We start from the raw sequence: 22,785 nt of genomic DNA, 5'->3' as shown, positions 1-22,785 counted from the left end.
CGACGCGACAGCAGCCTCGGGCAATCCTTCAGCATGCACAGGCATCCTCCCCGCCCCGGTCACGGCCTAGCGTGACCTGCATACTCCGCCGACCGGAAGGGTCCAGCGCATGGCAGTCACAGACATGGGCGTCGACAGCGACGGCGCCTCGCTCCTCGAGGCCTCCCGCCAGCAGTTCGACGCAGAGGGCTTCACCGTGATGAGGGCTCTGTTCGCCCCCGCCGAAATCGAGGCACTGAACGCCGAGTTCGCGGCCCTGCACACCGCGGGCCCCGTACCCGGGCACTTCGAACCACGCGCCATGCAGACCGGCCAACCTGCCGATCCCCTGCACCTCTACCCCCGGGTGATGCACCCGCACCGGATCAACGACCTCGCCCTGCGGTTTCTCCTCGAACCGCGGCTGCGCGAGGTCCTGGAGACCCTGCTGGGCGAGGAGGTCCTGGCCGCCCAGAGCATGTTCTACTTCAAGCCGCCCGGCGCCCGCGGTCAGGCGCTGCACCAGGACAACTTCTATCTGCGAGTCGAGCCGGGCACCTGTGTGGCCGCCTGGATCGCCTGCGATGTGATCGACCGGGACAACGGCGGCCTCGACGTGGTGCCGGGCACGCACCGGATGGACCTGTTCTGCCCGGAGGAGGCGGACCCGGATGTGTCGTTCGCTCGCGAGTACGTGCCTCCACCAGCCGGCCTGACCGCCGTGCCCGTCGACATGTCCCCGGGCGACGTCCTCTTCTTCAACGGCAGCCTGGTCCACGGCTCCCACCCGAACCGCACCGCCGACCGCTTCCGCCGCTCGTTCATCTGCCACTACGCAGGCCGCTCGGCAGAGCGGATCGGTAGCTGGTACGACGCCCTGACGATGGACGGCCACCGGATCGCCCTCCCGGAGAGCGAGGGCGCGGGCCCCTGCGGCACGGAGTTCACTCCGAACGGCCCGCACTGACCGGCAGGCCCCTCTTCGCCTTACGGAGGCCAACAGAGGCTGACAGAGGCCAACAGACGTATCTACCTTGTCCTTCCCGGACAGAGCGGTGCCCCCGTGCCGCGTACCAGCACGGGGGCACCGTCATCCGTCAGCCGGGGGCCGGGAGAGGTCAGTCCTGACCGGTCGCGGACCTGCGGCGGCGGAACACCAGGTAGCCGCCCGCCGCGAGCAGGGCTGCCGCAGCCGTCGACAGGATGCCGACCGGTGCGCCGTTGCCGGTCTCGGCGAGGTCGCCTTCGGCGCCGCCCTGTGCGGAGGGCGAGGACGAGGCCGTCGGGGCCGCCTCGGCCGAGGAGGCCGACGACGTCGGCTCGGCGGTAGCGGCCGGCGTTGCGGACGCGGATCCGGACGGCGTGGTGGCTCCCGGCTCGGTGTCGTCCTCGCAGTCGGTCCAGAAGACCTTGTGCTTGGCCCGGCCGTTCTCACCGTCGAAGTTCCAGAACAGCTTGTAGTGGCCGTCGGGGAGGGACAGGTCGTCCGAGCGGCCGTGGCCTTCGCTGTCGAGGGTCAGCGAACCGCTCTTGACCGTCTCGCCCTTGACGTCGGCCGTCGGGGCCCACGCCTCGATGTGCCAGTCGACCTCCTGGCCGGCGTCGAAACCGAAGGCGTCGAGGTAGAAGGTGCAGACGTGCGGTTCGTTCTTGCGGAGTTCCTCACCGGTGGTGGCGTCGTGAATCTTCACGGTGCCGTTGTCGCCTGGAGCGGTGGCGAAGGCGGAGGGGGACATGACCAGCGAGACCGCGACAGCGGCCACGGTTGCGCTGGCGGAAGCGAGCGTGCGCATGGGCAATCCAACGTGGGAAGAGGGGGACGCCGTGGGGGGCGGCTCAGCTTCCTGCGGCAGTGATCAACACGTCAAGACGCAGGACTACGCATACGCACCAGAAGGCGCCGCTTGCCCCATTGATCCGCGTAACGATCAGGTGAATGCGGTCAACGCACCGTCCAGCGGCGCTCCGTGGCGGCTCTGCGGTAGACCTGGGAACCATGCGTCCACGACCTGGTGAAGTCCTGCACTTCTCGGAAGACCCCGCCATCACCGTGTTCCGTCCGCACGTCGCCGCCACCGCCCGCCAGCCGGAGGCGTATGTGTGGGCCGTCGATGATGTCCGCGCGCCGGACTACTGGTTTCCCCGTCAGTGTCCGCGGGCCATGGCCTGGACCGTGCCCGGCACGTCGGAGGACGACCGGGAGCGCATCCTCGGGCCGGGCGGCGGTGAGCGCGTCCATGCGATCGAGTACGGCTGGGTGAAACGGTTCCTGAGTGCTGAACTCTTCGCTTACCGGTTGCCGGCCGCCGCCTTCCGGCCGTTCGGCGAGCCCGTTCCGCACGCCCATGTGGCCATCGAGCCCGTCGAGCCGCTCGGCCCGGCCGAGCCTGTCGGTGATCTTCTCGAGCTCCACCGGGAGGCGGGCATCCAATTGCGCGTGCTCGACAGCCTCTGGGAGTTCTGGGATGCGGTGATCGGCAGCACGCTGGGGTTCAGCGGCATCCGGCTCGGGAACGCGGCGCCGAGGCAGCCGGGGTGACGGCCGGCTGCCGGGGTGTCGTGCCGTGGTCACCCTGTTCGCCGCCGCAGAGGCGACACGCGTACCCACCTGGGTTTGACTGGGGGACATGATCCGCCTCGACCGGGTGCGTACGGCGTGTCGCCGAATCGCCGCGGCGCTGGGCCTGGTGGCGATGGTGGTCACGGCCGGCTGTACCGGTCCGCGGGCGCTCACCGTGGAGTTGCCCGATGGCACCGTTTCGCCGTCGCCCATGGCCAGTGCTCCGCCGCCGCAACCCCCGCCGCAGCTCACGCAGGCCAAGGTGGACGCGGCGGTCGACCGGCTCGACGACGTGGTCCGCAGCGCCATGCGGCGGACAGGCGTGCCAGGTGTGGCCGTCGGGGTCGTTCACCGCGACCGCGTGGTCTATCTGAAGGGCTTCGGCACGCGCAGGGTCGGACAGCCGGGCACGGTCGACGCCGACACCGTGTTCCAGCTCGCCTCGGTGTCGAAACCGCTCGCGTCCACCGTCGTCGCCGGAGCCGTCGGCCGCAAGACGGTCGGCTGGGACGATCCGGTGGTGAAGTACAGCCCCGGCTTCGCGCTCAAGGATCCGTGGGTCACCGGCCATGTGACCATCGCCGACCTGTTCTCGCATCGCAGCGGTCTGCCCGACCACGCGGGCGACCTCCTCGAGGACCTCGGCTATGACCGCGCGTACATCCTCGGCCGTCTGCGCTACGAGCCGCTCGCTCCGTTCCGCGCCTCGTACGCGTACACGAACTTCGGCGTCACCGCGGCCGCGGAGGCGGTGGCCGAGGCGGCGGGGACGAGTTGGGAGGAGCTGTCCGAGCGGGAGGTGTACAAGCCGCTGGGCATGACATCCACCAGCTCTGCCTTCGCCGACTACGAGCGGGCCTCGAACAAGGCCGTCACCCACGTGAAGGTGGACGGCTCCTGGCAGGCCCGGCACGTACGGGACGCGGACGCGCAGAGCCCGGCCGGCGGCGCCAGCTCCACGGCCCGGGACATGACGAAGTGGCTGCGACTGCAGCTCGCCGACGGAAAGTTCGACGGACGGCAGGTCATCGACGCCGCGGCCCTGAACGAGACGCACGTCCCGCACATCCTCTCCCAACCGCCGCCGGCCCTGGCCGGCCGATCCGGGTTCTACGGCCTGGGCTGGAACGTCGGCTACGACGACCACGGACGCCTGCGCCTCAGCCACTCGGGTGCCTTCGACCTCGGCGCCGCGACCAACGTCACGCTGCTGCCCTCGGAACAACTCGGCATCGTCGTCCTCACCAACGGCCGGCCCGTCGGCGTCCCCGAGGCGATCGCCGCCGACTTCTTCGACATCGCGGGCACCGGCCGTCCCACGGTCGACTGGCTGGGCTTCGTCGGCCGCATCCTGCAGCAGCAGGAGGAGGCCGAACGCTCGCGGACCGACTACTCGAGACCCCCGGCGGACCCCAGGCCGGCCCGGGCGAACAGCGCCTACGCGGGCACCTACGCCAACGACTTCTACGGCCCGATGACGGTGAGCACCGAGGACGGCACCCTGGTCATACAACTGGGCCCGAAGAAGACGAAGTTCCCCCTTCGGCACTACGACGGCGACACCTTCAGCTACGAGACCACCGGCGAGAACGCGTCCGGCCTGTCCGGCGTCACGTTCACCGCGAACTCCGACGGCGAGATCACCAAGGTCCGCGTGGAGGCGCTCGACGAGAACGGGCTCGGTACTTTCACCCGGAGTTGAGCGGCCGGTCGCGGCCCAACGTCGGGCGGGGTTCCGCAATGCGTCGCGCACGGAGTCTTGTGAAGACGGGCACTCCTTCCTTACTTTCCAGTAAGTCCAGGAGAACAAGAACGTTGTTCACGTTCTGCTTGTCATGCCTCCAGCAACGGAAGGACCGACGATGCCCGTCCCCAGATCCCGGCACGTCTGCACCATGGCCGCCGCCCTCGCCTTGGCTCTCGCCGGGCTTTCGACGGCGACCGCCGTACCCACCGCACCCGCCGCGTCCCCGCAGCAGAGCGCAGAGGGCCTGCGCGAGGTCATGTTCGTCGGCAACAACTGGGACGGCACCGCCGACGTCATCGAGTCCCGGGGCGACTTCGCCAGGATCGGCCGTATCAACGTCATTCCGGACAAGGACGAGCGTCTCACCGAGATCTACCTCAACCCCATCAAGCTGGCCTACTTCCTCGGGGTACGGCACGGGCCCGGCGAGGGGCACGACCAGTTCGTCGACGACATGTACTCGCCCCCCGACGGGTCGGCCGTCGTCGTGTCCCGCCCGAGCTTCGCCGATGTCGTGTCGATCGACCTCGCCACGGGCCGGATCAAGTGGCGCTTCCCGGTGTCGGGTTACCGCTCGGACCACATGGCGGTGTCCCCCGACGGCACCCGTGTCGCCGTCTCGGCCTCCACGGCGAACACCGTGCACGTGCTCGACATCGACACCGGCAAGCAGCTCGGTTCGTTCGCAACCGGCGACAAGCCCCATGAGAACGTCTTCACGGACGGCGGGAAGTACGTCTGGAACATGTCGATCGGCGAGGTCATCACGGCCCTCGACGATCCGGCGTTCGACTGGACGAAGGGCGACCGCCGCATCACCGTCGTCGATGCGGACACCTTCGAGCAGGTCAAGGTCATCGACATGCGGGAGCGGCTCGACGCCTTCGGCCGTGAGGACCTCTCCGACGCGGTCCGCCCGGTCGCCTTCACGCCCGACGAGTCGACGCTCTACTTCCAGGTCTCGTTCTTCAACGGGTTCGTCGAGTACGACGTCGCGTCAGACAAGGTCACCCGCGTCAAGACCCTCCCGAAGAACGCCGCGACCAGCGAGGATCGCACCACCTGGGTCAACGACTCCCGTCACCACGGTATGTCGATGAATCCACAGGGCACCAAGCTGTGCATCGCCGGAACGATGGACGACTACGTGACGGTCGTCGACCGGGAGTCGCTCCAGGAAGGGCCGCTGGTGACCGCCTCGAAGCCGTACTGGGCGACGGTGAGCGGCGACGGAAAGTCCTGCGTCGTCTCCGAGAGCGGTGCCGACCAGGTCACCGCCATCGATTTCTCGACCGGCCGGAAGGTCGCGTCCGTGCCGGTCGGCGACCATCCTCAGCGCGTGCGGCTCGGCCATGTGGCGGCGGGCTGGACGGGCCCCTCCGAGGGCTGACCCGAACCCGTCCTGCCCGGCACGTCCTGGACGGCGGGCTCAGAACTCGACGGGGTCGCGGACGATCGGGCAGGTCATGCAGTGTCCGCCGCCGCGGCCCCGGCCGAGTTCGGCGCCGACGATGGTGATGACCTCGATGCCGGCCTTGCGCAGCAGCGTGTTCGTCTGGGTGTTGCGGTCGTAGGTGAAGACGACGCCCGGCTCGAGGGCGACGGCGTTGTTGCCGCTGTCCCATTGCTGCCGCTCGGAGGCGTAGACGTCGCCGCCCGTCTCCACGACCCTCAGCTCGGGCAGTCCGAGGGCCTTGGCGACCACGTCGACGAAGGGGCGGGAGCCCTCGTCGGTGAGCTCGAAGCCCGGGGCCTTGTCGCTCGGCCGCAGGGAGAAGGTGTGGACGCCGTCCATGATGGTCGGGTACAGCGTCACCAGGTCGCGGTCGGCGAAGGTGAAGACGGTGTCCAGGTGCATGGCGGCCCGCAGTTTCGGCATGCCTGCGACGATCACGTGCTGGGCGGCGCCCTGGCGGAACAGCGCGGCGGCGACCTGCGTGATGGCCTGGCGTGAGGTGCGTTCGCTCATGCCCATCAGGACGACACCCTTGCCGACTGGCATGATGTCGCCGCCCTCGAACGTCGCCTGGCCCCAGTCGCGTTCGGGGTCTCCCCACCACACCGTGGAGCCGGCGAAGTCCGGGTGGAAGGTGTAGATCGCCTTCATCAGGAGGGTCTCGTCGTGCCGGGCGGGCCAGTACAGCGGGTTGAGGGTGAGGCCGCCGTACAGCCAGCAGGTCGTGTCGCGGGTGTAGAGGGTGTTGGGCAGGGGCGGCATGAGGTACTCGCGTCCGCCGAGGGACTCCCGCGCCAGGCCGAGATGGGCGGAACGGAACTCCTCCGGCAGATCGACGGTGGCGAGCCCCCCGATCAGGTACTCCGTGAGCTGTGCGGGGTCGAGCGTCTCGAGGAAGGCGCGCGTGTCGTCGACGAGACCGAGCCCCACTTCGTTGGGAGTGATCTTGCGGTCGAGCAGCCAGGTCTTCGCCTCGGGGATCGCCAGCGTCTGGGCGAGCAGATCGTGCAGCTCGACGACGTCGACGCCGCGCCCGCGCAGCTTGTTGACGAAGTCGGCGTGGTCCCGCTGGGCGTTCTCCACCCACATCACATCGTCGAACAGCAGGTCGCCGGCGTTGGTGGGGGTGAGTCTGCGGTGCGCGAGTCCGGGTGCGCACACCAGGACCTTGCGCAGCGTGCCGACCTCGGAGTGGACGCCATAGGCCGGTGAGGTCGTCCGGGTGGTGTCGTGGCTTGTCACGGGGGTGCCCTTTCTGGACGTACGAAGGGGGGCGCGGGGACGCGGTCGGACGGCCGGTCAGAGGCTGATCCATCCCATGGCCAGCGCGATGACGCCCATCACGGCCCCGGCCACGGAGACGGCGAGGATGACCAGTTCGCCCGGTGAGAAGAGCCGTCTGCCCTGCTCGCGGCGGGCCATCACGAACAGCACCGTGGCGGGCGCGTAGATGATGAACGACACCAGGAGGTACTTCGGACCTGCGGCGTAGAGCAGGAACAGGGTGTAGAGCGTGGCGAGCACGGCCACGACGATGTTGGCGGCCGAGCCCTCACGCCGTCCGGCCGAGCCCTCGCCCCGTCCGTCGCCGGACCGTCGCGCCCCGACGACCTTGACGGCGAAGGCCGCCGCGAGCAGGAACGGGATCAGGGTCAGGGCGCTGGTCAGATCGAGGGCGAAGTTGAACGCGTCCGCGGAGAACAGGGTGACGACGAGGACGATCTGGACGAGGACGGTCGTCATCAGCAGCGCCGGCACGGGCACGTCGGCGTCGGTGGCGCGGCGCAGGAACCGGGGCATGTCGTTGTCCAGCGCGGCCACGTACAGCACCTCGGCCGCCATCAGGGTCCAGGCGAGGTAGGCCCCGAGCACGGAGACGATGAGCCCCACGCTGACGAAGGCCTTGCCCCAGGTGCCGACCGCGCTCTCCAGCACGCCGGCCATGGAGGGCTGGCGCAGATCGGCGATCTCGCTCATCGGCATGATGCCGTACGACACGATCGTGACCGACGCGAAGATGGCGAACACGCTCAGGAACCCCAGCACCGTGGCGCGCCCGACGTCCTCGCGCCGTTTGGCGTGGCGGGAGTAGACGCTGGCGCCCTCCACACCGAGGAACACGAAGACCGTGGCCAGCATGGTGCCTTTGACCTGCTCGAACAGTGAACCCGCGTAGTCGGCGCCGCGGAAGTTGTCGGCGAAGACCTGGGGGTCGAGATAGAACAGCGCGATGATGACGAAGACCACGATCGGGACGACCTTGGCCACGGTGACGATCCGGTTGATGGCCGCTGCTTCCTTGACGCCCCGTTTGATCAGGAAGAAGAACGACCACAGGCACAGCGAGGAAAGCACCACCGCGAGGACGGTGTCGCCCTCGCCGAGAGCGGGCGCGACGGCGCCGATCGTCGACATGATGAGCACCCAGTACGTCACGTTACCGACGCAGGCGCTGGCCCAGTAGCCGAATGCCGAGAAGAAGCCCAGGTATTCGCCGAAGCCCGCCTTGGCGTAGGCGTAGACGCCGGAGTCGAGGTCGGGTCTGCGGATCGCGAGCATCTGGAAGACGAAGGCGAGCATGAGCATGCCGGTGCCGGCGATCGCCCAGGCGATCAGCGCACCGGCCACCCCGGTCTCCTCGGCGAAACGGGCCGGAAGCGAGAAGACACCCGCGCCGACCATCGAGCCGACGACCATCATGGCGAGGGTCAGCAGCGACAGCTTGGCCGGCTGCGGCGGGGCTTGGGTGTCGGTGTCCGATTCGGTGTGGGTCATGTCCGTCCTACTGGTGCAGCCGGAGTTCCCGGGTCGCTGCTAGGTGTGGTGACGGGCCTGTCGGCACCTCCCCGCCGCAGAGATATTAGCGAGCAACATGGTGAAATGTCGCGATAGTCCGTTTGGCGCGCGGCGGTCCACCCGGGAACAGCCGATCGAACGAGAGCCGCGCCCCCACGGCGACCAGACCAACTCCGCTCCCTCCTTGCCCCCTTGACGCTCAGGAGGAACCCTCCTACCGTCTGGTCGACTTCCCGGACCATGTCCGATATTTCGAACTACGAGGTACCTACGAGCCGTTAGGCCTTCCCTCCTTCCCATGTCGTCGAAGGGACTCGACCCGACATGAGCCGCATCAGCCGCGCCCGTTCCAGATCCGATGGTCCCGGACCCCTGACCAGTAACGCAGCGACAGCCACGACCCTCGCCCCGCCCCTTCCCCGCGCCCGCCTGCTGGCGGCCACACTGGTGGCGTGCCTGCTCGCCGCACTGCTCGCCGCCGTGCCCGCGCGAGCGGCAGTGGCGGCGGACGGTCTCGTCGTCCACTACCCGCTCGACCAGACGAGCGGCACGACCGCCACCGACGCCTCGGGCCACGACCGCAACGCGACCGTGAACGGCGACGCCACCTGGCTGGGCGGTGAGGGCCTGAGCCTGGACGGCACGGACGACTACGTCCGGCTGCCCGACGACCTGATGCGGGACCTCACCTCGATCACCGTGTCGGTGCAGGTCCGCATCGCCGACGACCAGGCCACGCCGTACTTCATCTGGGGCCTGGGCAACAGCTCCGGCAGCAGCGGCAACGGCTACCTCTTCACCACCGGTGACACCTACCGGACGTCGATCGCCACCGGCAACTGGTCTACGGAGCAGACGGTGTCGGCCGGACGCAACCTGGCGCGCAACGTCTGGAAGACACTCACCTACACGCTCAGCGGCGGCACCGCCGTGCTCTACGAGGACGGCGCCGAAGTGGCCCGCAAGACCGGGGTGACCATCACGCCCGCCCAGATCGGCGGCGGCACGACGACGGCGAACTACCTGGGCCGCTCCCTCTACAGCGGCGACCGCTATCTCAAGGGCCAGGTGCGCGACTTCCGGCTGTACGACCGGGCCCTCACGGCGTCCGAGGTCGCCGAGACAGGCGGCGTCTCCGACGCGGAACGCGTGTCGCGTGACATCGCGGCCCTGGACCTCGGCGACACCTCGTCGGTCACCGAGGACCTCACCCTCCCGGCGACCGGGCCGAACGGATCCGCCATCACCTGGTCGTCCAGCGACGCGAACGTCGTGAGCGCGAGCGGAGCCGTCACACGGCCCGTGCCCGGCAGCGGCCCCGCGACCGTCGTGCTCACCGCGACCGTGACGAGCGGAGAGGCGAGCGCCCAGAAGGAGTTCACCGTCGTGGTTCCCGAGGACCTCACGGCGCAGGAGAAGGTGGCGGAGGCCGCCGATGCCCTGAAGGTCTGGGATGCCGACGACATCCGCGGCAACATCACCCTCCCGACCAGCGGCCTGCACGGTACGCGCGTCTCATGGAAGTCGACGGACAGGAAGACCGTGACCGAGACCGGCGAGGTACACCGCCCCGCACACGGCGAGCCGCCGGCACCGGTCAAGCTCACGGCGACGGTGCGGCTCGGGGACGAGCAGGCCAAGAGGCGCTTCGACCTGACCGTCCGTCCGCTGCCGAAGAAGGAACCGCTGGAGGGCTACATCTTCAGCTACTTCGCCGGTGAGAGGTACGCCGACGGAGAGCAGATCTACTTCGCCGCGAGCCGCGGCAACGACCCGCTCCACTGGGACGACCTCAACGGCGACAAGCCAGTGCTCACGTCGTCCTTCGGCGAGAAGGGCGTACGCGACCCGTTCGTCGTCCGCTCGCCCGAGGGCGACAAGTTCTACCTCATCGCCACCGACCTGAAGATCAACGGTGGCAGGGGCTGGGACTACGAGATGCGGCACGGCAGCAAGTACATCGAGGTCTGGGAGTCGACGGACCTGGTCCACTGGTCCGAGCAGCGCCATGTGCGGGTCTCCGGGGACACCGCGGGCATGACGTGGGCGCCCGAGGCGACGTACGACGAGAAGCTGGGCGCGTACGTCGTGTACTGGGCGTCCAACCTCTACAGCGCCGACGACCCGGGCCACACGGGAACCACGTATCCGCGCATGATGTACGCGACCACCCGCGACTTCCGCACCTTCACCGAGCCGAAGGTGTGGAACGACCCGGGTGCCGGGGTCATCGACTCGACGGTGGTCCGGGACGGGGACTACTTCTACCGGTTCACCACGGACGACAAGGTCGTCGGCTCCTGCACGCGTGACATCGTCCTGGAACGCTCCCGGTCCCTCACGGCGGTCGATCTGCCCGACACCGAGCCGCGCAACTGGCAGCTGGTGGACGACTGCATCAGGACCGGCGTCGGCACGGACTGGGTCGAGGGCCCGACCGCCTTCAAGTCCAACACCGACGACACCTGGTACGTCTTCATGGACGAGACACCGCGGCGCGGCTACGTACCCTTCACGACGCCGAGCCTCGAGAACCCCGAATGGAGCATCCCGGCCGAGTACGAGCTGCCCAGCCGCCCCCGGCATGGCACGGTCCTGCCCGTCACGAAGGCGGAACTCGACCGGGTCCGGGCGGCCTTCACGCCGGCGCCGTAAGCCCCCGGGGATGCAACCGGCCGCGGCGTCCGTGACGCTCCTCGCGGGCCTTCGGGTGCCGCGGCTCCGGGTCGTATCGTCCTGTGCATGGAGCCAGTACGCGCGGTCCTGATCGATATCGACGGTGTGCTCACGGTCTCGTGGAAGGCGCTGCCCGGCGCGGTCGAGGCGCTGCGGCAGGTCCGCGCGTCCGGGGCGGCCGTCAGCCTGATCACCAATACGACGTCCCGTACGCGCGCCTCGATGGCGGACGCCCTCGCGGCGGAGGGCTTCCCCGTCGGCGCCGAGGACATCCTCACCGCGCCCGCGGTGACCGCGGCGTATCTCGCGGAGCACTTTCCCGGCGCACGGTGTGCCCTGCTGAACAGCGGTGACATCCGCGAGGACCTCGTCGGCGTCACGGTCATCGACGAGGACGACGCGGACGCCGTCCCGGACGTCGTCGTCGTGGGCGGCGCCGGTCCCGAGTTCGACCACGCCTCGCTCAACCGGGTCTTCGGCCACCTCCAGCGGGGAGCGCGGCTCGTGGCCATGCACCGCAATCTGTACTGGCGTACCGACCAGGGACTGCAGCTGGACACGGGGGCGTATCTGCTCGGCCTGGAGCGGGCCGCGCGTACGGAGGCCGAGATCACCGGAAAACCGGCGCCGGCGTTCTTCGAGACGGCGCTGGCACGCCTCGGCGCGCGTCCCGGCGAGGCGCTGATGGTCGGCGACGACATCGAGTCCGACGTGCTCGCGGCGCAGCGCACCGGGATCACCGGCGTCCTGGTCAAGACGGGCAAGTACCTGCCCGAGACCCATCGGGCGGCGAGCGGCACGCCCGATCACGTCCTGGATTCGTTCGCGGACGTGCCCGCCCTGCTGGACCGGCTGTCCTCGGCTGGCGCGCGATGATCGCGCTGGTCACCGGCGCGTACCGGGGGATCGGCCCGTCCTGGGATCAGGCGGGCAGGCGGCGGACCTTCACGGTGTTGTCGGTCCGGGTGGTCGGCTGACCGTCAGGGCCGTTCTGGATGCGCTCGTGCTCCTCGCTGAGCAGTACCTCCCACTGCCCGTCCGCGAGGCCGAGAGCCTCGATGACCTCATCCGTCGTCGGGAAGTGCACGTCGGGGTGGGGATGCTGCTCCCAGGCCGGGAATCCGGCGTGTCCTTCGATGAGGAGGACTCCGCCGGGCGCAACGGCCGAGGCGGCGTTCCGCAGGATCTTCTCGCGCGGCATCTCGACGGGCGAGTGCAGGAACTGCGCTGATACGAGGTCGTAGGTGCCGGCCGGGAAGGACGTGGCCAGGTCGTGCTGCTGCCAGTCGATGCGGTCGGCGACGCCCTCGGCTGCCGCGTGCGCGGCGGCGCGGTCGAGGGCGAGGCGGGAGATGTCAACGGCGGTGACCTGCCAGCCCTGCTTGGCCAGCCAGATCGCGTCGGCGCCCTCACCGCAGCCCAGGTCGAGGGCCCTGCCCGGCTCGAGTCCCGCGGTCTCCTGGACCAGTACGACGTTGGGCTTGCCGCTCCAGATGCGGTCGCTCTGGGCGTAGCGGGCCTCCCAGAACTCCTCGGCCGAGAGGTTTTCGTCAGTCATCCGCGTGTCTTCCTTCGTGTCGTGCGACTCGTGCATGCCCTGGCCCGTGGTGTCCGGTGACCTGGTGCACCCGTCTCCGTCTTCCGTCTTGTCTTCGCCGCCTCGACCATGCGCCCGGCATCGTCCCAGGCACAAGAAATGTTGCCGGTCCGGCAAACCGGTCTGCGGCCTAGCTTGACAAAATACGTTGCCGAGTCGGCAAATGAAGAGATGACGGACGACGACGACCTCGCGAGTGTCCTCACCGCGGTGGGCCCCCGCCTGCGCGCGCTGCGCAAAGAGCGAGGCACCACGCTGGCCCAGCTCAGCGAGACCACCGGAATCTCGCTGAGCACGCTGTCCCGTCTGGAGTCGGGGCAGCGCAGACCCAGCCTCGAACTCCTGCTTCCGCTGGCGAGGGCGCACGGTGTCCAACTGGACGAACTGGTCGGCGCCCCGCCCACCGGGGATCCGCGCATCCACCCGCGGCCCTTCACCCGCAACGGCAGGACCTTCGTACCGCTGACCCGCCACTCCGGCGGCGCGCAGGCCTACAAACTGATCATCCCGCCCGGGGACCCCGACGACCCACTGCCCGAGCAGCGCGTACACGAGGGCTACGACTGGCTCTACGTCCTCTCCGGCCGGCTGCGGCTGGCCCTGGGCGAGCACGATCTCGTCCTCACCGCCGGAGAGGCCGCCGAGTTCGACACGCGCACACCGCACGTGTTCACCAACGCCGGTCCCCAACCCGTCGAGCTGCTATGCCTGTTCGGCCCTCAGGGCGAGCGCATGCATGTGCGCGCCCGCCCCAAGGGCCGCTGAGCCCGGCGGTCGGTACGGGACCGGGGCCGGGTCGTACGTGACGCCGGGTTGGGAGCGCGGTCAGCTGCCGGGGCGCTCGGCCGCGGCCAGAGCCGCTCGCAGCGTCGCGGCGTCGGCGCTCGCCCCGGGGTCGTCCATCGAGATCCCGAGGCCCTGCGGGTTCTTCGCGTAGGGAACGACGTACGCGGGCGTGTCGCGCTGGAAGCGCCAGCTGTCGGCCAGCGTCCCCGCGTCGACGGCGTCGTAGCCGAGGAGGTTGAGCAGCTCCGCCGCGGAGGTCTTGGCCTCGGGGTCGTCGCCCGCGATCGGCAGGGCCGAGCGGTCGGGAGCACCGGATGGCCGGGCGAGCGAGGCCAGATGCCTGAAGAAGATGTTGTTGAAGGCCTTGACCACCTTGGCGTCGGGCAGATGCCGCTGGAGCAGCTCGCTGGTGGTGGCCTCCTCCGCGTCCAGCTCGGGGATGCGCCCGTCGCGCTCGGGATAGTAGTTGTCCGTGTCCAGCACGATCTTGCCGGTCGTCGGTTCCACCGGGACCTGGCGGTAGTTCTTCAAGGGGACGCTGACCACCACCCAGTCCCCCGCGGCCGCCGCCTCGGCGGGCGTCGCGGCGCGCGCCCGCGGCCCGAGCTCCGCCACCAGGTCCGCCAGTGTCTCGGGTCCACGTGAGTTGCTGAGCACCACGTCGAGGCCTGCGTCAACCGCGAGCCTGGCCAGGGTGGAGCCGATGTTTCCACTGCCGATCAATCCGAGAGTCGCCATACGAGCGGCAACCTGGCCCGCGGCTCTCGTATTCCGCGGATGCCGCATGCCGGTCCGGATGCCGGTCAGAACACCGAAAGCCCCGTCAGCGTCGTGAACCTGTCCAGGGCCGCGACCCCCGCCACCGAGTTGCCGCGTTCGTCGAGGCCGGGGCTCCATACGCACAGGGTGCAGCGGCCTGGGACGACGGCGATGATGCCGCCGCCGACGCCGCTCTTGCCGGGCAGGCCCACGCGGTAGGCGAAGTCGCCGGCCGCGTCGTAGGTGCCGCAGGTGAGCATGACCGCGTTGACCTGTTTGGCCTGGCTGCGGGTGAGCAGGTTCGAGCCGTCGGCGCGGACCCCGTGGCGGGCCAGGAACCCGGCGGCGAGGGCGAGATCGGCGCAGGACGCCTCGATGGAGCACTGCCGGAAGTACTGGTCCAGGAGCACCGGGACCGGGTTGCTGATGTTGCCGTAGGACGCCATGAAGTGGGCCAGGGCGGCATTGCGGTCGCCGTGCGCGGACTCGGACGCGGCGACGGACTCGTCGAAGGTCAGATCCGGATTGCCGCTCTCTGCGCGCAGGAACTCCCGCAGGGTGCCGACCGTGTCACCGGTCAGGGACTGGAGGCGGTCGGTGACGACGAGGGCGCCCGCGTTGATGAACGGATTGCGCGGGATGCCGTTCTCGTACTCCAGCTGCACCAGGGAGTTGAAGGGATTGCCGGACGGCTCGCGGCCGACGTGTTCCCACAGCTCCTCGCCCTCGCGGGACAGGACGAGCGCGAGAGTGAACGCCTTGGTGATGGACTGGGCGGAGAACGGCTGCCGCCATTCGCCGACGCCGTACACCGTGCCGTCGAGCTCCGCGACGGCCATGCCGAAGCGGCGCGGATCCACCGACGCGAGGGCGGGGATGTAGTCGGCGGGCCTGCCGCGTCCTGGCGTGCTCGCGATACCGGCTGCGATGCGGTCCAGGACCGGCTTGAAGGTCGAGGAGGTCGATGAGGGGGGCGAGGGCGCCGTCACGGTCACTCCGGCTTCGTACGGTGGTGTGGCGCGGCGGATGCGCCCCGCGGGAGGGAGCCCGCGGGGCGCATGCACTGCGCGCGTGTTCGAATCACAGGCCCATTCTGCCGCCGCCCGAGGGCACCGGCATGTGAGCCGACTCGGCGACCGGGGACCGGTTCAGCCCGGCAGAGGCACGTCGGCGCCCGCGCCCGCGCCGGCGCCCGCGACCCGCTCCGGGCTGAGCAGCGCGGCGAGCCGGTCGGCGGGCAACAGGCCCTTCTCCAAGACGAGTTCGGCGACGCCGCGCCCGGTCGTGAGAGCTTCCTGCGCGATAGCGGTGGCCGCGGTGTAGCCGATGTGCGGGTTGAGCGCGGTGACCAGGCCGATGGAGTTCTCGACGGAGGCGCGCAGCACGTCGGTGTTGGCGGTGATGCCCTCGACGCAGCGCTCGGCGAGCGTCAGGCAGGCGGCGCGGAGGTGGGTGATGCTCTCGGACAGGGAGTGCAGGATGATCGGCTCGAAGGCGTTGAGCTGGAGCTGTCCGGCCTCGGCGGCCATGGTGATGGCGACGTCGTTGCCGATCACCTCGAAGGCGACCTGGTTGACGACCTCGGGAATCACGGGGTTGACCTTGCCGGGCATGATGCTCGAACCGGCCTGTACCGGCGGCAGGTTGATCTCATTGAGGCCCGCACGCGGACCGGAGGAGAGCAGCCTGAGGTCGTTGCAGCTCTTGGAGAGCTTGACCGCGATCCTCTTCAGCACGCCCGACATCTGGACGAAGGCACCGCAGTCCTGGGTCGCCTCGACCAGGTTCGCGGCCGTGACCAGCGGAAGACCGGTGATCTCGGCGAGATGGCGGCGCGCCGACTCGGCGTATCCGGCGGGCGCGTTGAGGCCGGTGCCGATCGCGGTGGCGCCGAGGTTGATCTCGTGGATCAGCTCGACGGCCTCGGCGAGGCGGCTGCGGTCCTCGTCCAGCATGACCGCGTACGCCGAGAACTCCTGGCCGAGCGTCATGGGTACAGCGTCCTGCAGCTGCGTACGGCCCATCTTCAGCACGTCGCGGAACTCGACGGCCTTGCGGGCGAAGGCGTCCTGCAGCACGGCCATCGCCTTCAGCAGCCCGCGGACCGCGAAGACCGTCGCGATCTTGACGGCGGTCGGGTAGACGTCATTCGTCGACTGGCCGAGATTGACGTCCTCGTTCGGGTGCAGGTGCTGGTACTCGCCCTTGGCATGGCCGAGCAGCTCCAGCGCGCGGTTGGCGACGACCTCGTTGGCGTTCATGTTCGTCGAGGTGCCGGCGCCGCCCTGGATGACGTCGACGACGAACTGGTCGTGCAGCTTGCCGTCCCGTATCTCGCGGCAGGCCTCGACGATGGCGGCCGCCTTCTCGGGAGCCAGCAGGCCGAGCTCCTCGTTCGCGCGGGCGGCGGCCTCCTTGACGGCGGCGAGAGCGTCGATCAGGTGCGGGTAGGCGGAGATCGGCGTGCCCGTGATGGGGAAGTTCTCCGTGGCGCGCAGGGTGTGGATGCCCCAGTACGCCTCGGCGGGGACGTCGCGGTCCCCGAGCAGATCGTGTTCGCTGCGGTGGGCTGCGGCGGTCATGTCGGTGAGGGTCTTCCTGTAGGAGGTACGGGAGTTGGGTGGACGTACGCCGGCGCCGCTGAGGCTCAGACTTGCGTGGCGCCCGGCATGGTGACCGCGAGCGCGTCGGGGGCGAGCGCGGGCGCGGGCCGGATGTCGCCCACCACCGCGCCACCACCGAGCAGCGGCGCGGTCGCGAACTGCGCGAGTGCGACGGGGTCGACGCCGCAGCGGGTGAGGGCGGCCGCGGCCACCGGTACGCGTGCCCGGTCCGCGCCGTCGGCGATCTTCACCGCGACGGCCCGGCCGTCCGGCAGCGCCGCGACCTGCACACCCTCGAAGCCGTCCTTGGTGAGCAGCCCCGGCACGGCCCGCATCAGCGAGGCCACGTCGCGTCCGGATCCCGATGCCATCTCGGCGTGTTCGCGCATCGCGTCGGCCACGCGCGCCTCGGGGGTGCCCGGCGCGGCCGTCGTGATCCGGGCCGCGGCGCGCGCGAGCCCGTGCAGCGAGACGGCGAACAGGGGCGCGCCGCAACCGTCGACGGTCACCTGGGCCATGCGCTGCCCGGTGAGGTCCTCGACGATCTCCGCGATCGCCTGCTGGAGCGGGTGCCGCGGGTCGAGGTAGTCGTCGAGCGACCAGCCGTTGAGCTTCGCCGTGTACAGCATCGCCGCGTGCTTGCCCGAGCAGTTCTGGGCGAGCCGGGACGCCAGCCGCCCTTCGCGCACCCAGGCGTCCCGCACGACGGGGTCGAAGGGCAGGTCGGGCACGTTGCGCAGGTCGTCCTCGCCGAGGCCGGCCAGTTCCAGGATTCGCCGGGTCCCGGCGAGGTGGCGTTCCTCGCCGGAGTGGCTGGCGGCGGTCAGCGACAGCAGCTCGCCGTCGAGCGGCAGCCCGGCCCGCACCATCGCCACGGCCTGCACGGGCTTGAGCGCGGAGCGCGGGTAGAAGGCGGCCTCGATGTCACCGAGGCCGAACTCCACGGCTCCGTCGGCGCCCAGGACGACGACCGAGCCATAGTGGACGCCTTCGACGACCCCACCGCGGACGAGGTGGGCGACAGGGGCGTGGCGGGGCTCCCGGATCTCAGGAGCCTCGGCCACTGAACTTCCGTACAGCACTGCGTGGTTCACACATTCACCTTGGGGGACTTGCTACGGGCGACCCGTCCGCGTACGCCGTACCAGCCGGCCACCAGGGCCGCCACGATCAGCGGCAGGCACATCACCGTGGTGCGTCCGGCGCCGCCGTCGGCGTACATCAGGACGAGCACGGAGGCGAGGAAGGCCAGCGTGACGATCTCGGTGAACGGCGAGCCGGGCAGCCGGTAACCGGGCCGGGCCAGCTCGCCGTTCTGCGTCTTCCGCCAGAACAGCAGGTGGCAGATCATGATCATGCCCCAGGTGGCGAGGATGCCGATCGCCGCGAAGTTCAGCACGATCTCGAAGGCGTCGGCAGGCACCACGAAGTTGAGGCCGACACCGAGGACGCAGACGCCGCTGGTGAGCAGGATGCCGCCGTACGGGACGTGGCTGCGGCTCATGACGCCGGTGAACTTCGGCGCGGAGCCGGACATCGCCATGGAGCGCAGGATGCGGCCGGTGGAGTACAGACCGGAGTTGAGCGACGACATGGCCGCGGTGAGCACGACGAGGTTCATCACACCGCCCGCCGCCGGGACGCCGATGTTGGACAGCACGGTCACGAAGGGGCTCTCGCCCGCGGTGTACGACGACCAGGGCAGCAGCATCGACAGCAGCACCACGGAGCCGACGTAGAAGAGGCCGACGCGCCACATGATGGAGTTGATGGCCTTCGGCATGATCTTCTCGGGGTTCTGCGTCTCGCCTGCCGCGACGCCGACCAGTTCGACGGAGGCGTAGGCGAAGACGACGCCCTGGATGATCAGCAGCATGGGCAGCAGGCCGTGGGGGAAGACACCGCCGTGGTCGGTGATCAGGGACGGGCCCGGGGTGGTGCCGTCGACGGGGTGCTGGGTGACCAGCAGGAAGATGCCGATACACATGAAGATCACGAGGGCGCCGACCTTGACGATGGCGAACCAGAACTCCAGTTCGCCGAAGATCTTCACCGAGATGAGGTTCACGGTCAGCACCACGGCGAGCGCGATGAGCGCGATCACCCACTGCGGGATGTCGGAGAACATGCCCCAGTAGTGCGTGTAGGTGGCCACCGCGGTGATGTCGGCGATGCCGGTGGTCGCCCAGTTGAGGAAGTACATCCAGCCGGCCGTGTACGCGCCCTTCTCGCCGAGGAACTCACGGGCGTACGACACGAAGGCGCCGGACGACGGCCGGTACAGGACGAGTTCGCCGAGCGCCCGCACGACGAGGAAGGCGAAGACGCCGCAGACGGCGTATGCGACGAAGAGGGATGGGCCTGCGTCGGCGAGGCGGCCACCTGCGCCGAGGAAGAGCCCGGTGCCGATGGCGCCGCCGATGGCGATCATGTTGACGTGCCGGGACTTCAGCGACTTGCTGTAGCCCGCGTCTCCGGCGTCGACGTGACCGGCTCCGGCGTGCGTGGCCGACGCTTCGGACCGTATGCCGTCTTCCTGAAGGGACTGCTCGCTCACGCCTCGGGTCCGCCTTCCGTGGGTGTGTCCGTGCGCGGGGGGCGCACGATGTCGGTGAGGGTCGTCTCGACCCGGTCGAGGTGGTGGGACATGGCCTCCACCGCGTCGTGCTCGGAACCGTCGACCAGCGCCTCGACGATCGCGCGGTGCTCGCGGTTGGACTGCTCACGCCGTCCGCCGAGCTCGTTGAGGAACGTCGACTGCCGGGCCAGCGCGTCCCGGATCTCCTCGATCACCTTGCGGAACACGGGGTTCTGGGCCGCTTGCGCGACGGCGAGGTGGAAGAGCGTGTCCATGGCCACCCATGCGGTGGTGTCGGTCTCGCGCTCCATCCGCTCCAGCAGGTGGGCGAGGTGGTCGAGGTCCTCGGGCGTACGGCGCACCGCCGCGTAGCCCGCCACCGGGATCTCGACGTGGCGGCGGACCTCGAGGAGGTCGCTCGCCGCGTAGTCGCCGAACGTGGGGTCCTCGACGGGTCCGTTCGAGATGACGAAGGTGCCCTTGCCGGTGCGCGAGGCGGTCAGGCCCATGGTCTGCAGGGCCCGCAGGGCCTCGCGGAGCACGGGCCGGCTGACCTCGAGCCGGCGGCACAGCTCGGCTTCCGAGGGGAGCTTGTCCCCCACGGCGTACTCACCGCGCTCGATGGCGCTGCGCAGGTGGTTCAGAACCGCTTCCATCGCGCTGACGCGACGGGGTACCGAGCCACCTGTCTGGCTGTCTGACAGGTTCACGGGGGTGATACTCCAGGTGGCCGGAGGAGGCTGTCAAGGGTTTGTATGCGCTGAGGTTAATTTCCATTCATTTCCATGGGTCGTAGGCCTCGGTTCTCCTGGAACAGCCCGCCCGGCCACTCCGGGACGGTCTAGGGCGTGTATCGATAGTGGATCTTCGTCGTGAGATGATCTTGGTTCGTGGCGCGTGGAGATCTGACGGACGAGCAGTGGGCAGTGCTGGAGCCGCTGTTGCCGGCGGGCATCAAGCCCGGCCGGCCACCGGTGTGGAACCGGCGGCAGCTGATCGACGCATACGCTTCCGGGTCCGCACCGGCATCCCCTGGCGGGACATGCCCCAGAAGTACGGGCCGTGGGGCCAGGCGTACGACCTGTTCCGGCGCTGGCAGCGGGACGGCACCTGGCAGCGCATCTTCACCCAGCTCCAGGCCCGGGCCGATGCGAAGGACCTGATCACCTGGGAGATCAACGTCGACTCGACCGTCTGCCGGGCCCACCAGCACGCCGCCGGAGCGAGGAAAAGGGGGCCTTGCAGAAGGAGCCGCCCGGCGGCGTCGCCACAGCCCGACGACCACGGCCTCGGGCGCTCGCGCGGCGGCCTGACCACCAAGCTCCACCTGGCAGTCGAGCAGGGCCAGAAACCCATGTCCATCGTGATCACGGCCGGGCAGCGTGGCGACTCGCCGCAGTTCGAGGCTGTCCTGGGCCGCATTCGGGTGCCCCGGCTAGGGCCGGGCCGGCCGCGCACCCGGCCGGGACGGGTGCGCGCTGACAAGGCGTACGCCTCCCGCAAGAACCGCGCCTACCTCCGCAGACGTGGAATCCGCTGCACCATCCCGGATAAGGCCGATCGGGCCCGCAATCGCAAGAAACGCGGCTCCCGCGGCGGCCGTCCGCCGCAGTTTGACCCGGAGGACTACAAGGCTCGGCACGCGGTCGAGTGCGGCATCAACCGCCTCAAGAGGCATCGGGCCGTGGCGACGAGGTACGACTGTGAGGATGATCGGGTGCCGCCGCGGGCGGCGGTCTGGTCCGAGGTACGACTGGCGCTGATGCCCTGAGCTTGATCTGCCGACTGCCGTCTGAGGCGGTGCGTGCTGCCGCCGGACCGGGTGGGCGTGTCCCGATAGGGGCCTTCGCGACCCACCGTCACAGTCCTGACCGCCGCACCTGGTCCGGCGTCGGCCACCGATGTTCCCGAGGCGCTCAGGAGACAGGCGACCGTGCCCAGCATGACCCAGCCCACCCGTCCCCGTCATCGCACGACCGAACAGTCCGAGGACGTCGTCCTCGGAGTGGACACTCACAAGATGTTCACGTTGCGGCGGTGATCACTACTACGGGAGCCATGCTGGACGCCCGTAGTTTCCCGACGACGCAGGAGGGGGCTACCAGCAGCTCCTGTCCTGGGCACGGGCCTTCGGCCGCCTGCAGCGGGCAGGCGTCGAGTGCACCGGGTCCTACGGTGCGGCGCTGACGCGATACTTGCACCGCGAAGGCATCACGGTCACCGAGGTTAACCAGCCGGACAAGGCCACCCGGCGCCGGCGCGGCAAGACGGACGCGATCGACGCGGCAGCTGCCGCGCAGGCGGTGCTCTCCGGCCGGGCCACCGCCGCGGCCAAGACCACCGACGGTCCGGTGGAGACGATCCGCATGTTCAAGATGGCCAAGAGCTCCGCGATCAAGTCACGCTCGCAGGTGATCAACCAGCTCAAGGCCGTCCTGGTCTCCGCAGACCCAGCCCTGCGGGAGTCGTTGGCCGGCCTGAGCAACCCCAAGCTCATCCAGCGGTGCTCTGAGCTGGAACCCGCAGACGGGACTGCCCCGGCAACTGCAGCTCGCCACACGCTCCGACTGCTGGCCAGACGGATCAAGCACCTCACCGAGGAGGTCAACGACCTCACCGCTCGGATCACCACCGCGATCACTGCATGCGCGCCGAAGCTGTTGGACCGCTACGGCGTTGGCCCGGACACCGCTGCTGCGTTGCTGATAGCGGCCGGAGACAACCCGGACCGGATGGGCAGCGAGGCCTCCTTCGCCGCACTCTGCGGCGTCAGCCCGGTGGAGGCATCGTCCGGCAAGACCCAGCGCCGCAGGCGCAACCGCGGCGGCGACCGCCAAGCCAACTCCGCGCTCTACACAATCGTCCTGGCCCGCCTGCGCTGGGACACCCCCACCCGCACCCATCTCGTCTCGAACGGCGAATCAGCCAGGGCAAGACGCGCCGCGAAGCCATCCGCTGCCTCAAACGCTACGTCGCGCCAGAGATCTACCAGACCATCAACCCGCCCAGGAAGAGCAAAGCCCTGTCGACGGTCATGTAATTCCCCACCTCAAGTGTTTTCGGCGTCAGCTAATTCCCCACCCTTGCCGTCATGTTTCCCCATGGGGACGGCGGTTCGCGAACGGCAGCTCGACCCGCTATGGAGCCGGTCCGTCCGCGCACCCGGATCCCAGCAGACCGAGCCGCTCGAAGCCACGGCGCACGGCGGCCGTCGGCTGGTCGGCTGACGGCCTGGCCGGCTGAGGCGT

19 protein-coding genes and 1 pseudogene are annotated in these 22,785 nt (G+C 69.6%); 10 read left to right on the top strand and 10 right to left on the bottom strand.

Annotated features, from left to right (window positions below; all coding sequences use genetic code 11):
- Positions 1 to 109: 109 nt before the first annotated feature.
- Complete coding sequence (locus STSP_RS17620; protein ID WP_067278672.1) at positions 110 to 946, top strand: phytanoyl-CoA dioxygenase family protein; 837 nt, start codon at positions 110 to 112, stop codon at positions 944 to 946.
- Between the two features lie 151 nt (positions 947 to 1,097).
- Here STSP_RS17620 and STSP_RS17615 read toward each other — a convergent pair whose 3' ends face one another.
- Complete coding sequence (locus STSP_RS17615) at positions 1,098 to 1,772, bottom strand: LPXTG cell wall anchor domain-containing protein (protein WP_067278670.1); 675 nt, start codon at positions 1,770 to 1,772, stop codon at positions 1,098 to 1,100.
- A gap of 143 nt (positions 1,773 to 1,915) precedes the next feature.
- On the opposite strand from STSP_RS17615, the gene STSP_RS40995 reads away from it, so the two are divergent.
- The 3 genes from STSP_RS40995 to STSP_RS17600 all read left to right on the top strand — a co-directional run bounded on the left by STSP_RS40995 (position 1,916) and on the right by STSP_RS17600 (position 5,676).
- Positions 1,916 to 2,518, top strand: a complete 603-nt coding sequence (locus STSP_RS40995; protein ID WP_332835376.1) for a DUF6886 family protein — start codon at positions 1,916 to 1,918, stop codon at positions 2,516 to 2,518.
- A gap of 88 nt (positions 2,519 to 2,606) precedes the next feature.
- Entirely contained in the window at positions 2,607 to 4,241 is a 1,635-nt protein-coding gene (locus STSP_RS17605; protein ID WP_067278666.1) for a serine hydrolase, read from the top strand.
- Between the two features lie 160 nt (positions 4,242 to 4,401).
- Positions 4,402 to 5,676 carry a YncE family protein gene (locus STSP_RS17600; RefSeq protein ID WP_067278663.1) on the top strand — a complete coding sequence of 425 codons (1,275 nt, stop codon included), beginning with the start codon at positions 4,402 to 4,404 and terminating at the stop codon, positions 5,674 to 5,676.
- Between the two features lie 39 nt (positions 5,677 to 5,715).
- Here the strand turns inward: STSP_RS17600 and STSP_RS17595 are convergent, their stop codons facing one another.
- A complete protein-coding gene (locus STSP_RS17595) occupies positions 5,716 to 6,984 on the bottom strand; it encodes an arginine deiminase (RefSeq protein WP_067278661.1) in 1,269 nt (422 codons plus the stop codon).
- Positions 6,985 to 7,041: 57 nt separating this feature from the next.
- Positions 7,042 to 8,517: a basic amino acid/polyamine antiporter gene (locus tag STSP_RS17590; protein ID WP_067278659.1), complete on the bottom strand. Its 1,476-nt coding sequence runs from the start codon at positions 8,515 to 8,517 to the stop codon at positions 7,042 to 7,044.
- Between the two features lie 345 nt (positions 8,518 to 8,862).
- On the opposite strand from STSP_RS17590, the gene STSP_RS17585 reads away from it, so the two are divergent.
- Both STSP_RS17585 and STSP_RS17580 read left to right on the top strand, forming a co-directional pair.
- Positions 8,863 to 11,193 carry an immunoglobulin-like domain-containing protein gene (locus STSP_RS17585; RefSeq protein ID WP_078067274.1) on the top strand — a complete coding sequence of 777 codons (2,331 nt, stop codon included), beginning with the start codon at positions 8,863 to 8,865 and terminating at the stop codon, positions 11,191 to 11,193.
- 87 nt (positions 11,194 to 11,280) lie between these two features.
- A complete protein-coding gene (locus STSP_RS17580) occupies positions 11,281 to 12,090 on the top strand; it encodes an HAD-IIA family hydrolase (protein ID WP_067278657.1) in 810 nt (269 codons plus the stop codon).
- Between the two features lie 46 nt (positions 12,091 to 12,136).
- Here STSP_RS17580 and STSP_RS17575 read toward each other — a convergent pair whose 3' ends face one another.
- A complete protein-coding gene (locus STSP_RS17575; protein ID WP_067278994.1) occupies positions 12,137 to 12,772 on the bottom strand; it encodes a class I SAM-dependent methyltransferase in 636 nt (211 codons plus the stop codon).
- A gap of 210 nt (positions 12,773 to 12,982) precedes the next feature.
- On the opposite strand from STSP_RS17575, the gene STSP_RS17570 reads away from it, so the two are divergent.
- Positions 12,983 to 13,576, top strand: coding sequence for a helix-turn-helix transcriptional regulator (locus STSP_RS17570; RefSeq protein WP_067278651.1), 594 nt, complete (start codon positions 12,983 to 12,985; stop codon positions 13,574 to 13,576).
- A gap of 60 nt (positions 13,577 to 13,636) precedes the next feature.
- Here the strand turns inward: STSP_RS17570 and STSP_RS17565 are convergent, their stop codons facing one another.
- The 6 genes from STSP_RS17565 to STSP_RS17540 form a co-directional block, all read right to left on the bottom strand.
- The gene (locus tag STSP_RS17565) at positions 13,637 to 14,335 is read right to left on the bottom strand and encodes an NADPH-dependent F420 reductase (RefSeq protein ID WP_067278650.1); all 699 of its coding nucleotides are present in this window, start codon (positions 14,333 to 14,335) and stop codon (positions 13,637 to 13,639) included.
- 65 nt (positions 14,336 to 14,400) lie between these two features.
- Entirely contained in the window at positions 14,401 to 15,345 is a 945-nt protein-coding gene (locus STSP_RS17560; protein WP_107441333.1) for a glutaminase, read from the bottom strand.
- Between the two features lie 159 nt (positions 15,346 to 15,504).
- Positions 15,505 to 16,938: an aspartate ammonia-lyase gene (gene aspA / locus STSP_RS17555; RefSeq protein ID WP_067278644.1), complete on the bottom strand. Its 1,434-nt coding sequence runs from the start codon at positions 16,936 to 16,938 to the stop codon at positions 15,505 to 15,507.
- Between the two features lie 65 nt (positions 16,939 to 17,003).
- Positions 17,004 to 18,038 carry an asparaginase gene (locus tag STSP_RS17550; protein ID WP_107441332.1) on the bottom strand — a complete coding sequence of 345 codons (1,035 nt, stop codon included), beginning with the start codon at positions 18,036 to 18,038 and terminating at the stop codon, positions 17,004 to 17,006.
- A gap of 11 nt (positions 18,039 to 18,049) precedes the next feature.
- A complete protein-coding gene (locus tag STSP_RS17545; RefSeq protein WP_067278639.1) occupies positions 18,050 to 19,516 on the bottom strand; it encodes an amino acid permease in 1,467 nt (488 codons plus the stop codon).
- Positions 19,513 to 20,247, bottom strand: coding sequence for a FadR/GntR family transcriptional regulator (locus tag STSP_RS17540; RefSeq protein WP_078067273.1), 735 nt, complete (start codon positions 20,245 to 20,247; stop codon positions 19,513 to 19,515). Before STSP_RS17540 ends, STSP_RS17545 begins: the two co-directional genes overlap by 4 nt.
- Positions 20,248 to 20,427: 180 nt before the next feature.
- Between STSP_RS17540 and STSP_RS17535 the strand changes: the two genes are divergently transcribed.
- The 3 genes and pseudogenes from STSP_RS17535 to STSP_RS41410 all read left to right on the top strand — a co-directional run bounded on the left by STSP_RS17535 (position 20,428) and on the right by STSP_RS41410 (position 22,764).
- Positions 20,428 to 21,308 (top strand): IS5 family transposase gene (locus STSP_RS17535; protein WP_408646318.1). Its coding sequence is split into 2 segments (ribosomal slippage): positions 20,428 to 20,532 and positions 20,535 to 21,308, totalling 879 coding nucleotides; the frame shifts between segments, so codons are not numbered across the junction.
- A 162-nt stretch (positions 21,309 to 21,470) separates the two neighbouring features.
- A pseudogene (locus STSP_RS37175) lies at positions 21,471 to 22,577 on the top strand (IS110 family RNA-guided transposase).
- Positions 22,578 to 22,638: 61 nt separating this feature from the next.
- Complete coding sequence (locus STSP_RS41410; protein WP_456300505.1) at positions 22,639 to 22,764, top strand: hypothetical protein; 126 nt, start codon at positions 22,639 to 22,641, stop codon at positions 22,762 to 22,764.
- Positions 22,765 to 22,785 lie beyond the last annotated feature (21 nt).

The sequence above is a fragment of the Streptomyces jeddahensis genome (assembly GCF_001642995.1).
Classification (GTDB): domain Bacteria; phylum Actinomycetota; class Actinomycetes; order Streptomycetales; family Streptomycetaceae; genus Streptomyces; species Streptomyces jeddahensis.
The sequence above is the reverse complement of the archived record's forward strand: the minus strand, read 5'-3'. Positions and strand labels throughout refer to the sequence as shown.